This is a genomic window from Geodermatophilus sp. SMS 5-13, assembly GCF_059428245.1.
The window spans coordinates 4,059,572-4,072,748 of record NZ_CP165729.1 but is presented as its reverse complement, the minus strand read 5'-3'; the positions used below and the strand labels follow the sequence as shown (position 1 = coordinate 4,072,748).

13 protein-coding genes are annotated in these 13,177 nt (G+C 71.8%); 6 read left to right on the top strand and 7 right to left on the bottom strand.

All coding sequences use genetic code 11. From position 1 onward, the window contains the following. Window positions 1-2: 2 nt before the first annotated feature. Window positions 3-692 (bottom strand): HD domain-containing protein, encoded by a 690-nt coding sequence (locus tag AB3388_RS19715; protein ID WP_495407013.1) that lies wholly within the window; start codon window positions 690-692, stop codon window positions 3-5. A 226-nt stretch (window positions 693-918) separates the two neighbouring features. Here AB3388_RS19715 and AB3388_RS19710 point away from each other — a divergent pair, with 226 nt between their 5' ends. The 4 genes from AB3388_RS19710 to AB3388_RS19695 all read left to right on the top strand — a co-directional run bounded on the left by AB3388_RS19710 (window position 919) and on the right by AB3388_RS19695 (window position 4,956). Next, window positions 919-1,563, top strand: a complete 645-nt coding sequence (locus tag AB3388_RS19710) for a hypothetical protein (protein ID WP_495407012.1) — start codon at window positions 919-921, stop codon at window positions 1,561-1,563. A 263-nt stretch (window positions 1,564-1,826) separates the two neighbouring features. Further along, window positions 1,827-3,122: an exonuclease domain-containing protein gene (locus AB3388_RS19705; RefSeq protein ID WP_495407011.1), complete on the top strand. Its 1,296-nt coding sequence runs from the start codon at window positions 1,827-1,829 to the stop codon at window positions 3,120-3,122. Then, on the top strand, window positions 3,119-4,759 hold the full coding sequence (locus AB3388_RS19700) for an NERD domain-containing protein (protein WP_495407010.1): 1,641 nt from the start codon (window positions 3,119-3,121) through the stop codon (window positions 4,757-4,759). Before AB3388_RS19705 ends, AB3388_RS19700 begins: the two co-directional genes overlap by 4 nt. Next, window positions 4,756-4,956: a DUF7669 domain-containing protein gene (locus tag AB3388_RS19695; RefSeq protein ID WP_495407009.1), complete on the top strand. Its 201-nt coding sequence runs from the start codon at window positions 4,756-4,758 to the stop codon at window positions 4,954-4,956. Before AB3388_RS19700 ends, AB3388_RS19695 begins: the two co-directional genes overlap by 4 nt. Here AB3388_RS19695 and AB3388_RS19690 read toward each other — a convergent pair. The 4 genes from AB3388_RS19690 to AB3388_RS19675 form a co-directional block, all read right to left on the bottom strand. Next, window positions 4,953-7,148 carry a PGN_0703 family putative restriction endonuclease gene (locus tag AB3388_RS19690; RefSeq protein ID WP_495407008.1) on the bottom strand — a complete coding sequence of 732 codons (2,196 nt, stop codon included), beginning with the start codon at window positions 7,146-7,148 and terminating at the stop codon, window positions 4,953-4,955. The two genes, AB3388_RS19695 and AB3388_RS19690, sit on opposite strands and share 4 nt — an antisense overlap. A 523-nt stretch (window positions 7,149-7,671) precedes the next feature. Then, window positions 7,672-8,013, bottom strand: coding sequence for a DUF6308 family protein (locus AB3388_RS19685; protein WP_495411474.1), 342 nt, complete (start codon window positions 8,011-8,013; stop codon window positions 7,672-7,674). A gap of 74 nt (window positions 8,014-8,087) precedes the next feature. Next, entirely contained in the window at window positions 8,088-8,495 is a 408-nt protein-coding gene (locus tag AB3388_RS19680) for a DUF898 family protein (protein WP_495407007.1), read from the bottom strand. A 299-nt stretch (window positions 8,496-8,794) separates the two neighbouring features. Continuing rightward, window positions 8,795-10,051 carry an IS256 family transposase gene (locus tag AB3388_RS19675; RefSeq protein ID WP_495406347.1) on the bottom strand — a complete coding sequence of 419 codons (1,257 nt, stop codon included), beginning with the start codon at window positions 10,049-10,051 and terminating at the stop codon, window positions 8,795-8,797. Between the two features lie 260 nt (window positions 10,052-10,311). Between AB3388_RS19675 and AB3388_RS19670 the strand changes: the two genes are divergently transcribed. Both AB3388_RS19670 and AB3388_RS19665 read left to right on the top strand, forming a co-directional pair. Beyond that, window positions 10,312-11,445, top strand: coding sequence for a DUF3048 domain-containing protein (locus tag AB3388_RS19670; RefSeq protein ID WP_495407006.1), 1,134 nt, complete (start codon window positions 10,312-10,314; stop codon window positions 11,443-11,445). 80 nt (window positions 11,446-11,525) lie between these two features. After that, the gene (locus AB3388_RS19665) at window positions 11,526-11,690 is read left to right on the top strand and encodes a hypothetical protein (protein ID WP_495407005.1); all 165 of its coding nucleotides are present in this window, start codon (window positions 11,526-11,528) and stop codon (window positions 11,688-11,690) included. A 12-nt stretch (window positions 11,691-11,702) separates the two neighbouring features. Here the strand turns inward: AB3388_RS19665 and AB3388_RS19660 are convergent, their stop codons facing one another. Continuing rightward, the gene (locus AB3388_RS19660) at window positions 11,703-12,215 is read right to left on the bottom strand and encodes an HAD domain-containing protein (protein WP_495407004.1); all 513 of its coding nucleotides are present in this window, start codon (window positions 12,213-12,215) and stop codon (window positions 11,703-11,705) included. Window positions 12,216-12,261: 46 nt separating this feature from the next. Then, a complete protein-coding gene (locus AB3388_RS19655) occupies window positions 12,262-13,176 on the bottom strand; it encodes a carbohydrate kinase family protein (RefSeq protein ID WP_495407003.1) in 915 nt (304 codons plus the stop codon). Between the last annotated feature and the right edge of the window lies 1 nt (window position 13,177).

The window sequence follows — 13,177 nt, the reverse complement described above, 5'->3', positions numbered from 1 at the left end:
CATCAAGCCGCCCGGCAGAGGCAGCGTGGCATCGCGTCCGGAATTTCGTTGCGGTCTGCGCCGGCTGCCGCGACGAGTTCGTCGACGGCCCGGTGCAGGGTGGCGCTGATTGTGCTGCCGGGCAGGCGGTCAGCGATCGCGGCATCGACGCTCGTGTAGTACCAGAGCAGTTCGTGCTCGCAGGCGTTGAACGTGTCCCAGAACCCCGGCCCATACGTGCGCAGGTCCGCGGCGATGGCGCGGCCGTTGTGGATCTTGTCCGCTGCGGTCACCAGCAGCGCGTCGGCCGGCTTCTTCAGCGGGTCGCGCAGTCCGGCGACGTACGGCTGCTTGCGCTCCGGCCAGGTGCCGGTCCGGTTGCCTGCCTCGTCCAGCCCGTCCGAGCACGCCTCGACGATCCGGGCCACGGCGTCGCCGAACTGCTCCTGGATCTCGCGCAGCACGGTCGGCCCCTGGCCGGCAGGGGCGTCCTCGACGGCGTCGTGCAGCAGGGCGGCGATCGCCTGGTCCTCGGTGCCGCCGTGCTCCAGCACCAGTGCGCTGACGCTCATCAGGTGCGACACGTACGGCACCCGCGAGCCCTTGCGCAGTTGGTCGCGGTGGTGCGCGGAGGCGGACGCGAACGCCTCGTCGAACCGCGTGCTCAGCGGGCCCGCGCCCATCGCGCGGCGGCCTTCCAGGGTCGTCGTCATCGGCTTCCTTCCTTTCGATGCCCTGCCGGGCCGGCGGCGACGATCGCCGCGACGTCGGGCGGTGCGGTGGTCTTCCGGGATGCCATCTGAATCCCCGCGTACAGCGCCCACTCCGAGTCGTCCCGGGCGTGTGCGTGATTTTCGACGGCGCGTCGAGCATGTCAGTGGCCTGTGACACTCTGCGCGCCCCGGCCGTCACGGGGACGGCTGAAAGCACGGGGGTGAGATGAGCGAGTCGATCGGCGTCCAGGCGGGGCGGATCTGTCCGCAGTGCGGCAAGGAGGACTCGGTCCCGCTGATCTGGGGACTGCCGGATGTCGAGGCCATGCAACTGGCAGAGCGCGGACTGGTGGCGCTCGGCGGTTGCATGGTGCCGGGGGAGATGCCTGTCCTCGCGTGTCGATCCTGCGGGCTCGAATGGGGCCGCGACGGCGACCCCACCGCCGACGAGCAGGCACTGGCCGACCTGTTCGCCGTCCGGCACGCCGACGTCGTCCGGGCTCTCGGGCGGGGCTGGCGGCGGGAGGACGCCACCACCGGGCAGGACGACGCGCAGTGGTTCGTCAGCGGCGAGCCGGCCCAGGTGGCCATCGGCGTCGTCGGACCGTGGTTCGTCCTCGCCCGGCCGCTGACCCGCTGGGGCGAGGACCGTCTCGCGCTGCAGTCAGCGGACCAGCAGCGGTTCGGCCGCGAGGACCTGCTGTTCCTGCCAGAGGTCGTCGCCGAGGCCGCGGACGCGATCGCCGCACGCCGGCGACGCTCGTTCCGCTGGTGCCGCAGCTGCCGAGGGGTCCATCCACCGGAGTGGTTCGTCGGCACCGAACGCATCTGCCGGCAGTGCGAGACGGCCTACGCGGACCTCGAGGCGTGACGCCGCCGGATCCCGACGCCGTCGCGGTTGCGCTGTTCGACGAGCCCGCGGCGCTCCCTGTTGTCGTCGTGGCGGAGGAGAGCGGCGCAGGCCGCCGCCCTCGCGCAGCTGAGGACACGGGCCGCCCGCGCAGTCTGAGGCTCGTGGGACAGGAGCGGGACGCATCCGCTCGAAATCGCGGGTTTCGCGACTCGGCCGTGTCAGGGTCCGCCGCGCGCCGTACCCATTCGGCCCCTCGAGGCCGCCAGCACAGAGGAGCCGACGTGACGGTTGCCGTCGTCGACGTGGAGACCACCGGCCTGTCGCCGCGCACGGACCGGGTGGTGGAGGTCGGGGTCGTCCTGCTCGACGACCGCGGCGAGGTCGAGGCCGAGTTCGAGACTCTCCTCAACCCCGGTCGGGACGTCGGCCCGACCGGGCTCCACGGCATCGGCGCCTCCGACGTCGTCGAGGCACCGACCTTCGCCGACATCGCCCCGTACCTGAGCTCGCTGCTCGCCGGCCGGGTGGTCGTCGCGCACAACGCGCTGTTCGACCTGCGATTCCTCGCCCGCGAGTTCGCGCGGGCCGGGCTCGCCGCCGACCTCGCCCCCACGCTGTGCACCATGCGGCTCGCCCCGCTGTTCTTCGGCCCGGGGACGCGGTCGCTGCGGGCGCTGTGCGGCTTCGCCGACATCCCGCTCGGGCACCACCACTCCGCGCTGCACGACGCCCGGGCCACCGCCGAGCTGATGCTGCACATGCTGTCGTCCTCCCTCGGTGAGGCATCACTCGCCGGTGCCGGCGTCCGGGTGCAGTTCGCCGACGACGGCAGCTACGAGGGCTTCGAGGCGCTCGACGCGTCCTGGGAGGAGCTGACCGACGCCGCGGGCACCGGGGGCGAGTCGCGGCCGCAGTGCCGCACGCTGCCGCGGAAGACCGCAGCCACCCTCACCCAGCAGCGCGACGGCTACCTCGGCCGGCTCGTCGCGGCGCTGCCCGTGCTGGACGACGTCCCGCCGACCATGGCGCCGTACCTGACGGTCCTCGACCAGGTGCTGGAGGATCGCCTGGTCAGTGCTCCGGAGGCCGACCAGCTCCTGGCGATCGCCAAGGAGCTCGGTTGCGGCCGCCGCGATGTCTTGGAGGCACACCAGCTCTACCTCGCGGCGCTGGCCAACGCCGCCTACGCGGACGGTGTCGTCACCGACGAGGAGCGCGCCGACCTGCACCGGGTCGCCGTCCTGCTCGGGATGGGGGGCATGGACGTCGCCCTCGCGCTGACCATTGCCCAGGGAACCGCTCAGGCGTCCGTGCCGCGGCAGACCGCTTTCCTCCCGCCGGGCACGAAGGTCGTCTTCACCGGCGCGATGAGCCGCACCCGCGACGAGCTCGAGCAGGCCGCGCGCGACGCCGGCCTGGTGCCGATGTCATCGGTCTCCAAGCAGACCGGCGTCGTCGTCTGCGCTGATCCGCACTCGCAGTCCGGCAAGGCGACCAAGGCTCGCGCGCTCGGCGTCCGGGTGATCAGCGAGGTGGTGTTCTGGCAGTCCCTGTCGGTCGCCGGGACGCCCGCGTGACCGCGCGCAGGTATCCCGACGAGCCGGTCTTCGGCTCGCCCGCCGAGCAGCTTTTCGTCGAGGCGCTGCAGGAGAGCCTGCCCGACGACGCCGTCCTGATCTGCGGGCAGCGGTTCAGCGACCGCAAGGAGGACCGCGAGGCCGACGTCATCGTGGCCTGGCCGGGCGTCGGCATCGCCGTGATCGAGGTCAAGGGCGGCAGCGTCTATCTCGCCGAGGGCGAGTGGCACCAGGTCGGCGGCGGCCTGGACAAGGTGATCCACCCGGTCGACCAGGCCCGCACCTGCAGGTACCTGCTGCGCACCTACCTCGACGAGCACCCGCGCTGGACCGAGGGCACCCCCCGGCTCGCCCATCTCGTCGCACTGCCCACGACGACGCTGCCCGACGACTTCTTCCTCCCCGACCTGCCGCGCTGGATGGTCCTCGACCAGACCGACGTCCCGTTCGCGGCGTCGCGGATCGAGGCGGCGCTGCGCAAGGTGGTCGACCAGCCCGACCCGCCGCTGCGCCAGGACGTCGAGGACCTGGTCGACTGCCTGCTCGGGTCGTCGATCCCGCAGCAGGACCTGGTCGCCGGCCTCGCCGAGAGCGAGGCCGCCTGCGACCTGCTCACCCGCGAGCAGGCCGACGTGCTCGACCGCCTGGAGCTCGTGCCGCGGGTCGAGATCCGCGGCGGGGCCGGGTCGGGCAAGACCTGGCTCGCGGTGGAGAAGGCCCGCCGGCTGGCCGCCTCGGGTCAGCGGGTGGCGCTGATGTGCTACTCCCGCGGGCTGGCGGAGTTCCTCAAGCGGCGGGTCGGCACGCTGCGGCGCAGGGAGCGGCCGGCCTACGTCGGCACGTTCCACTACCTCGGCATCGGCTGGGGCGTGGCCGAGGGCTCGGACGACGACAGCCCGTACTGGGAGGAGTTCCTCCCGGCACAGATGGTGTCCCTGGCGCAGGGGCTTCCGGAGCGGTTCGACGCGATCGTCATCGACGAGGCGCAGGACTTCGCCGCGAGCTGGTGGCCCGCCGTCCTGGCCGCGCTGCGCGACCCGGAGCGCGGCTCGCTCTACGTCTTCGCCGACGAGGGCCAGCGGGTCTTCGCCCGGCAGGGCCGACCCACGGTCGACCTGGTGCCGATCCCGCTGAACGAGAACCTGCGCAACACCAAGCAGATCGCCGGCACGTTCTCCAGCCTCGCGCCGTCGCAGATGCGGATCCGGGGGCGCAGCGGCGTCCCGGTCCGGTTCGTCCAGTGCGCCACCGAGGACGCCGTCGGGACGGCGGACGACGTCGCCGATGCGCTGCTCGACGAGGGCTGGCCGCCCCAATCCCTGGCCCTGCTGACCACTCACCGCCGGCACCCGGTGCAGGTCGAGCGGCAGGCCGCGGGGCAGGACGCCTACTGGGCGACCTACTGGGAGGACGACGACCTCTTCTACGGGCACGTGCTCGGGTTCAAGGGACTCGAGCGGCCAGCCGTCGTGCTGGCGGTCAACGGCTTCCGTGACGAGGCCCGCGCCCGGGAGATGCTCTACGTCGGCCTCTCTCGCGCTCGCGACCTGCTCGTCGTGTGCGGGGACATGGAACTCATCCGTCGTGTCGGCGGCCAGGCGGTCGCTCACCGGCTCACGGAGGCAGCGCAGGGATGACCCAGGCCGACACAATCTGGGACCTGGTCCGCCAGGCCTCCGAGTCGATGCCCGAGCCGTTCAGCCGGGCCGAGCTGCTGAAGTGGGTGACCCGGCGTCAACCGGACGTCGACGAGGCGTCCGTGACCGCGTATATGCAGGCAGCAAGGGCGAATGCGAGGAACTCCACAGCACGCTCGGTCACCGCACCCGACTAGGCGCGATATCGGCGGACGTACTCAGCGGAGGTGGCTGCGGGATCCAGAAAGACCTCGGAATCGAGCTTCACGAAGCGGTCCGGTCGGCGGAGCAGCCGCGTCCACACCTCATCGACCGTCCGGCCGACCCGCCGGTGGCTGTCCCGCGTCAGGCTCTCCTGGTACGCGGTGTTGGCCGCCGGGCAGACGTGCACGACGCGCACCACGTCGGCGTCGAGCTCTCCGCGCTTCTCCAGCTCGTGCGCGAGCAGCTGCTGACGCATCAGCTGGTAGAAGGGCTCGGCCAGCATGTCGTCGAAGGGCACCACGTCGGTCCGGAGCGGGCCGTCCGGCGCCTCCCACAGCGGGAGGTAGCGCTGACGCCGGACCGCATCGCCAGCAAGCTTTGCGGGCCGGCCGCGGCGGTACTCCTCCGTGTACTTCCACTCGACCAGAGCCAGCCCCGTCGCACCGCGTGACGTCCGGTAGCGGAAGGCGGCGTCGACGCTCGTGTTCTGCGCACCTCGGGTCCGCATGCCTCCGCGCCCTTCGCCGAGCACGTCGATCTCTCCGATGAACTCGAAGGTCACCAGCCGCTGCGGCTCGATCGGGAGAACCTCGGCGATGTCCAGGATGCCGCCGAACGCAGCGATGAGCGGCGCCGGATCCCGCACCATGCGGGCCAGCGCATTGACGCACTGCACCTGCGAGGACAGCAGATGGTTTCCTGGGGCGCTGCCGACCCCGCGGTGCCAGGGGATCTGCAGCTCGGCGAAGAGCGCGAGCGCCTCGTCCCGCACGTCCGGCAGCAGGTTGTACGCGGAGATCTCGGCCGGCAAGCAGAAATCGTAGGTTGCGCTGGGGTCGCCGCCCCACCACGCCGCCGGGCGGCGGGCCTGCTCCGGCAGCGTCGACGTCGAGGCCTTCCATTTGGTGGCTGTGGCCCGGCAGTCGTCACGAAAGCCGTTGTCGCCCGTCCGTCGGGGTGCAGACGTCCACTCAGTTGGGATCGTCCCGGCAGGCGCGGCCGCCGCTCGCGGGCGTGCATCAGGTCCGAACCAGTCGTGCACGCCTTGCACCGTCCAGTCGACGTCATCGTCCAGAGCCCTGAGCAGAGCCGGAGCGAACCGGGACAGGCCAACGGCCTCGTCAGCCCCCGATCCGATGACCAGATGGAGGAGAAGTCCCGCGTCCGGGGAGGCGCCTAACCGATCCCCGAGCACCTCCCGGTAGGCGCGGGCCCACGTGAGGTAGTCCCATCCCTGCAGCACGAGCAGCGGGTCGTCGTTGCTGCTCAGCTTGGTCTCGACCAGCCGGATGTCGCCATGACCGTCGAGCCCGACGAGATCGATGTATCCGCGGCTCCACTCGGCGCCCGTGTCCCGCGGTCGCCACGCGGGCACCTCGCGGAGCGCGGGCTGCTCGATGCCGACCAGCGACGGCAAACGGCGGAGTACCGCCTGCAACCAGTGCTCGTCCCGGCGGTGCAGCGCCGGATCCTCTGGAGTCAACCGGCGGGACATCGCTTCCTCGATCGCCGTCCGGGCGCGCCCGAACTCGTCGTCCGTCATGCCGGCCGCTTTGACCTCGAACGTCACCGGCGCGCGGTCCTCCGTCGACCCGTGGATGCCGGCAAGGACGCGGAGCCCGGCACGGTTACGGCGGATCGACAACACGCGCTGGCCCATGCAGTGCCACGAGCGCTCGTTCTGGCGGTGGGCGGCGTCCAACTCATGGTGCCGTGTCGCCCAGTCGACGAGGTCATCGACTGCGCCCGCGTGCGGGCCCAGGTGCAGGGCGGTTGCCGCCGCGGTGAACTCGTTTCGCGGGGACAGCCCGCCGAGCCGGTCGTGCAGTGCAGAAACGCTCTCTGCACGCCCGATCCCCTCGATCTGTTCGACGTCTTCGCCGTCGAACAACCAGAGCTCGGGTCGTCTCGCGGCGCGGAACCAGGGCAGCCGCTGCGTCGTCGCGGCGCAGTGGCCACGGGGCAGGGCCAAGACCAGGCGCCGGTCAGCAGCCCATGTCATCCCGTACGCAAGAGCGAGCTGGACTGCGTCCCCTTCCTGCGGTCCGGCGACGACCAGACAGCGGTCGCCGTCCGCGAACCAGGAGAAGCGCGCCGACGGCCCGGTCACCCGGGCGCTGATCCCGACCGATCCAGCGATACGTGGGGCGACGGTCTCGTCGAAGGACAGGCGGTCAGCGGGCACAGGCCTGGTTCTCCAGTTCGTCGATACGGACAGCCGGCGGCGGTCTCAGAGATAGCCGCCGGAGTCCTGTGACTTGGTGGGACGGCCGCGCGACTCCATCACCGCGAACAGCTCAGCGAGCGGCATCAGTTGCTCCGGCGCCACGGTCCTTACCCAGCCAGCGGCGAGCCGCAGCGGGGAAGGGCCACTAGGACTTCACGCGGCTGAGGCGGGGCCTTTTCGTCGGGAGATTCCGAAACCGTAGGGCCCAACTGGCACGGTCATCCGTTCAGCAGACCCCGATCTCGTCCAGTTGCTCGTGGGTGAGCCCGGCGAACGGGTCCGGGCAATCACGAGCAGGTGCGCGGCGAGCCAGGTTCGACCACCGGGTGATCACGGTGAGCCGCCTGGGGAGATCAACCGGCGCGGCGTGCCCCCCCGGGCTCTTCCGCTTCTGACCTAGTTTGGCGACGCCCTCTCCGCCGGCCATGGTGCGGTTGAGGCGGCCCTCACCAGGTAAGGATGTCCAGCACTCGCACATCGGTCAGGCGTGCCACCCTGCGGACTTCTTCGCCCCATCCGCGGCGCACCTCTCCTTCAGCGCAACAAGGCACTCACGATTGAGCAGCAGATCGTCCCGAATCGCGGCCCAGCACATGCGCCTGTGCCCACGGCTCGGGTGCTGCAGGACGGCCTGACGTGCGAGCCTGCGATATCTGCGCTCGAGGTGGCTGTCGAGGAGAGGGATCAGCGCAGGTCGCTTGAGGTGGAGCACCTTGCTGATCTTCGCCATGTTGACCCCGCGCGGGGCCTCGTCGCGGAAATGCGCGAAGAGCGCGCTCGCCCGGTCGTAGACGCCTCCGTCCGCACGCCGAAGTAGGCCCAGCCGACCCGACGCGTTGGGGTCTCACGGACAGCGAATGCCCGTGAGACCCCAATGGTGGCAGCCGTTGCGTTGGATCAGGCGTGGCCGGGCAGCGCAGCCGGCGCGTATCCGGGCAGGACCGGCACGGCGGCGACGGGCAAGGCGTCCATGAGCGGAAGCGGCTGACGGCTCCGGTCGAAGTCGGTGTGCTCCCACTTCCAACGAGAGATCCGCGGGCCGACCCAAATCAGGTACACCCCGAAGGTGATGACGCTCAAGAACAGCCACTTGAGCCAGTTGCCGAACAGGCCGGTCGCCGACCCGGTGAAGACGAGCTGAAAGCCGTCGATGAAGGAGTGCTTGGCCCGCCAGCGCTCGCGAAGCACCATCGCGAAGGGGTAGCAGATGCCGAGCGTGAAGACCGTGACGAGGCCGCCGAGGATGGCAGTCCCGACGTAGGTCGCTGCGCCGCCGTCGAAGCGGAACCGTCCAGATTTGGACATCGTGATCTCCCGTTGAGGTGAGCGGTGTGGCGCCGGACTCATCGGCAGCCGGTGTGCAAGTCGGAACGGGCCTGGTCCGCAAGTGTCCGGTGTGGCGCTGGACTCGTCTGGGATCGCGTCGTCGCGCTTGGCGTCATCACCCTGGCACCGGCACAACAGCCTCAACGGCCGAGGTGTCGCTCTTCGCAGCGGATGGTGGTCCAGCCCCATATCGCAACATCGCTGGTCGTAGGGAGCGGACGGCGAGGTCAAGCCCGCTGGCGTGGTGTGTGACGACTACCGCGTGATCTTCGGTTGGGTCAGGCGCTGAGCGCCGGGATCGTCGTCTGGGTGGTCACCTCCTCGGTGGCGTCGGCGGTGTCGGTGACGGGTCGGATGCGGCAGCGGGCGAGGACGTCGAGTCCGAGGTAGCGGCGGCCTTCGGCCCATTCGTCGTGCTGCTCGGCCAGCACCGCCCCAACCAGGCGGATGAGCGCGTCCCGGTCGGGGAAGATGCCGACCACGTCGGTGCGCCGGCGGATCTCCCGGTTGAGCCGCTCGGAGGGGTTGTTGCTCCAGATCTGCCGCCAGACCTCCTTGGGGAAGGCGGTGAAGGCCAGCACGTCGGCTCGCGCCCGCTCGAGGTGCTCGGCCACCCGGGGCAGCTTGTCGGTCAGGGCGTCGAGGACCCGGTCGAACTGGGCGTGCACCGAGTTCGCGTCGGGCTGGTCATAGACCGAATGCAGCAGCGCGCGCACCCACGGCCAGGACGCCTTCGGCGTGGCCGCCATCAAGTTCGCCGCATAATGCGTGCGGCAGCGCTGCCAGCCCGCACCCGGCAGGGTGGCGCCGATCGCGTCGACCAGACCGCGGTGAGCGTCGGAGGTCACCAGTTGCACCCCGGTGAGGCCGCGGGCGGTCAGGTCGCGGAAGAAGGCCAGCCAGCCGGCGCCGTCCTCGGCGGAGGTGACCTGCAGGCCAAGGATCTCCCGGTGCCCGTCGGCGTTGACCCCGGTGGCGACCAGGGCGTGCACGTTGACCACCCGGCCGCCCTCGCGGACCTTGAGCACGAGGGCGTCGGCGGCGAGGAACGTGTACGGGCCGGCATCCAGCGGGCGGTGGCGGAAGTCGGCGACCTGGGCGTCGAGGTCCTTGGCCATCTCGCTGACCTGCGACTTCGATAGCCGGGTGATCCCGAGGGACTCGACGAGCTTCTCCATCCGGCGCGTGCTCACGCCGAGCAGGTAGCTAGTGGCCACCACGGTGGTCAGCGCCCGTTCCGCCCGGCGGCGGCGCTCGAGCAGCCAGTCGGGAAAGTAGCTGCCCGACCGAAGCTTGGGGATCGCCACGTCCAGCGTGCCGGCGCGGGTGTCGAACTCCCGGAGCCGATAGCCGTTGCGCACGTTGGTCCGCTCGGCCGAGCGGGCGCCGTACTCCGCGCCGCAGACCGCGTCGGCCTCGGCGCTCATGAGCGTGTTGATGAACGTGGTCAGCATCTGGCGCAGCAGGTCAGGGCTGGCCTGGGCCAGCTGCTCGTCCAGAAAGCGGGCAGGGTCGATACTGGAAGGGGCGGTCATCGCGTCGAACTCCTGGGGCTGTGGAAGGTATCCAGAAGATCACGCGGTGGCCGCCTCTACGTGCAAGGCCCGCTACTCACCGGGGCCGTCGCACACCACCTTGGTGGACGCCACTGACGGCGAAGCGCCGCGGTGAAGGTCTTGGTGACGTCTGGGAGCCCTGCGCGCGGATCGCCGTGTTGCTGAGTCGAGGGTGCTGGTTCGGACCGGCCATGCCGATACGGGAAAGGCAACGCCTCGCCGAGCCAGGGAGCCCTGACGTGCCCAGGTCCACCGCGCCCCGGCGCCGCTCCGGACCCAGCAAGGGCTCCCGAGCCAAGCAAAGTTCCCGGTCCAAGAAGCGGCAGCCGGCGAAGCGTCGCCGTTCCCGGTCGAGGCGCGCTTTCCGGGCGGTCCTGCTCGTGGTGCTGGTGACGGCCGGAGTGCTGGGATGGCAGGCGGCCGGTCAGCCCCTGCCTGCGCTGCCCTTCTTCGGCTCGGACGCAGCAGGACCCACCTGGCCCCTCACCGGCGTCCCCGTCGACACAGTCGCCGACCGTCCGGCGCTCGCGGTGAAGATCGAGAACTCGGTCGACGCCCGCCCGCAGACGGGGCTGAACGCCGCCGACATGGTGTGGGAGCAGGTCGTCGAGGGCGGCATCACGCGATTCGTCGCGGTCTACCACTCGAACCTCCCGCCGGAGATCGGCCCGGTGCGGTCGATCCGGCCGATGGACCCCGCGATCGCCGCGCCCCTGCACGGGTTGCTGGCCTTCTCCGGCGGGCAGCGGCAGTACGTCGACGCCGTGGCAGCAGCCGGACTGCAGGTGCTCAGCAACGACGCCGGCGCCGACGGCTTCCACCGCACGACGACCCGCGTCGCCCCGCACAACGTCTACGCGGTGCCGCAGACCCTCGTCGACCAGGCCGACGCCGCGCACGGCGAGTCACCGGAGGCTCAGTTCGACTACGCCGCAACCGACGAGCAGCCCACCGCGGTCGCCGCCGGCCAGCCGACCGCCGCCCTGAACCTCACGCTGTCCGGCATCAGCACCCCGGGCTGGACCTGGAGCGGCGCGGACGGTCGCTGGCTGCGCGCCGAGGGGAGCACCCCGGCCGTCGAGGCGGACGGCGGGCAGATCGGCGCCGCCAACGTCGTCGTCCTGCGGGTCGACGTCGTCCAGACCGACGCCCGCGACCCTGCCGGCAACCCGGTCCCGGAGACCCTCCTCACCGGCGAAGGGGAAGCCCTCGTCGCCTCGAACGGCCACACGGTCGCAGCGAACTGGTCCAAGCCCGGCACCGGCGACCGCGTGACGTTGACCTCAGCGGACGGCGCCCCGGTGACCCTCGCACCCGGCACGACCTGGGTGGAGCTGGTTCCCAACGGCAGCGGCTCGGTGGCCACCGCCTGACAGGACACGCGGCGGAACACAGCGCCGGTTCAGTTGCGTTCCGTACGCTGGTCGATACCCAACGTGAAAGGACGGCGATCGTGGGCAAGCACCTGCTCGACGAGACGGCGGAGTTCAAGATGCCCCGGATCGGGCGGCACGCCGCCGACGACGAGGACGCGCTGGAGTTCACCCAGCGGTTCGACCCCGGCTTCCGGCGGCAGCCTCCCGTGCCCGGGGCGCCGGACAACGTCGAGTCGCGGTAGCCCGACCCGGGGTCAGAGCCAGGCCTCGATCTCGTCCAGCTGCTCGTGGGTGAGCCCGGCGAAGAGGTCCGGCGCCACCACGAGCACGTGCGGATGCGCCGCCAGCCAGTCCCCGGTCTCGGCGGCCTGTTCGGCCAGGTCGTCGTCGATCCAGACGATCCGCCGGTCCGGCTCGGCCTCGGCGACCTTCCGGGCCGCGCCCAGCTTCCACCAGTCGGAGATGCCGCCCAGCCGGCCGAGGAAGCCCTCCGGCGTGGCGTCGTCCCGGTCGTGGGTCTTCAGTCCGCGCGGCAGGCCCATCGGCTCGGCGAGCAGCCCGTCGGCGTCCGTCGTCCAGGTGGTGAGCCACTGGATCTCCACCCGGCCCGACTCGTGCAACCGCCGCAGCCGGGCGGTGACGGTCGGGTCCCAGGACAGCACGAACCCGTTGTAGGTGCCCCGCTGCCAGCCCTCCGGCAGGTCCGGGCACACGGCGTTGAGCACGCCGTCGACGTCCAGCAGCAGGATCGGGACGTCGGCGGGCATGCGGAACACCTCCGGGTAGCAAGCCTTCAACCCCGAGGCCGCATCTTCAACCGGAGGTAGACCCGCGCGGCGGCGGTTGGGCGCCGACCACGCCGGCGACCACCGCGGCCGCGGCGTGGCCCGCGCGCACGGCGTCCACGACCGGGGCCCCGGCGCGCCAGCCGGCCAGCACGCCGGCGGCGAACGCGTCGCCGCAGCCGGTCGTACCGCGCAGCTGGCCCTCCGGCAGTGGCTCCACCGGGAGCTGCCAGCCGCCCGTCCGCGTCACGACGCGGGTCGGCCGCGCGCCGGCGTGCACGAGCACCAGCTCCGGCGCCCACCCGGTCAGCCCCAGTTCCTCCGCCTCGGCCGCGTTGCAGAACAGGACGTCGGGCCGCAGCGCGGCGAGCAGCTCGACGTAGGCGTCCGCGCCGTGGCGCCGGATCCGCGTGGCGGCCGCGACGTCCACGCTGACCGGCACACCGTGCTCCCGCGCCAGGGACGCCGCCGCCCGTAGCGCCTCGGGAAAGCGCAGCAGGTCGTAGCCGTCCAGGTGGACGACGGCCGCGCCGGCCACCCACCCGGGGAGGACGTCGGCCGGCTCGAGCGCGCCCTCGCCGCGGTCGGTGAGCAGCGTGCGCTCGCCGTCCGGATGGACCAGCACGGTCGACAGCGGCGTCCGCCCGCGGCGCACCAGCGCCGTCTCCACCCCTCGCCCGACCAGCTCCGCGAGCAGCCCGTCGGACAGCGGGTCCGCACCGGCCCAGCCGGCCAGCCGCGCCGGCATCCCCAGCCGCGCCAGGTTCGCCGTCACGTTGGCCGGCGCCCCGCCCGCCGTCGCCGTCCGGACGACGCGCTGCTGGCCGCCGACCACCAGGGGCGCGGACAGCTCCAGCACCTGGTCGGCCACCAGCTTGCCCAGCGCGACGACCGGGCCAGAGCCGGCCGGTCGGGGCCAGCGGGGAGCGTCCTCGTGCGCCACG

Coding starts and splice junctions, on each gene's coding strand:
- AB3388_RS19715 (WP_495407013.1), bottom strand. CDS start 692: ATGACGACGACCCTGGAAGGCCGCCGCGCGATGGGCGCGGGCCCGCTG.
- AB3388_RS19710 (WP_495407012.1), top strand. CDS start 919: ATGAGCGAGTCGATCGGCGTCCAGGCGGGGCGGATCTGTCCGCAGTGC.
- AB3388_RS19695 (WP_495407009.1), top strand. CDS start 4,756: ATGACCCAGGCCGACACAATCTGGGACCTGGTCCGCCAGGCCTCCGAG.
- AB3388_RS19680 (WP_495407007.1), bottom strand. CDS start 8,495: ATGTCCAAATCTGGACGGTTCCGCTTCGACGGCGGCGCAGCGACCTAC.
- AB3388_RS19675 (WP_495406347.1), bottom strand. CDS start 10,051: ATGACCGCCCCTTCCAGTATCGACCCTGCCCGCTTTCTGGACGAGCAG.
- AB3388_RS19660 (WP_495407004.1), bottom strand. CDS start 12,215: ATGCCCGCCGACGTCCCGATCCTGCTGCTGGACGTCGACGGCGTGCTC.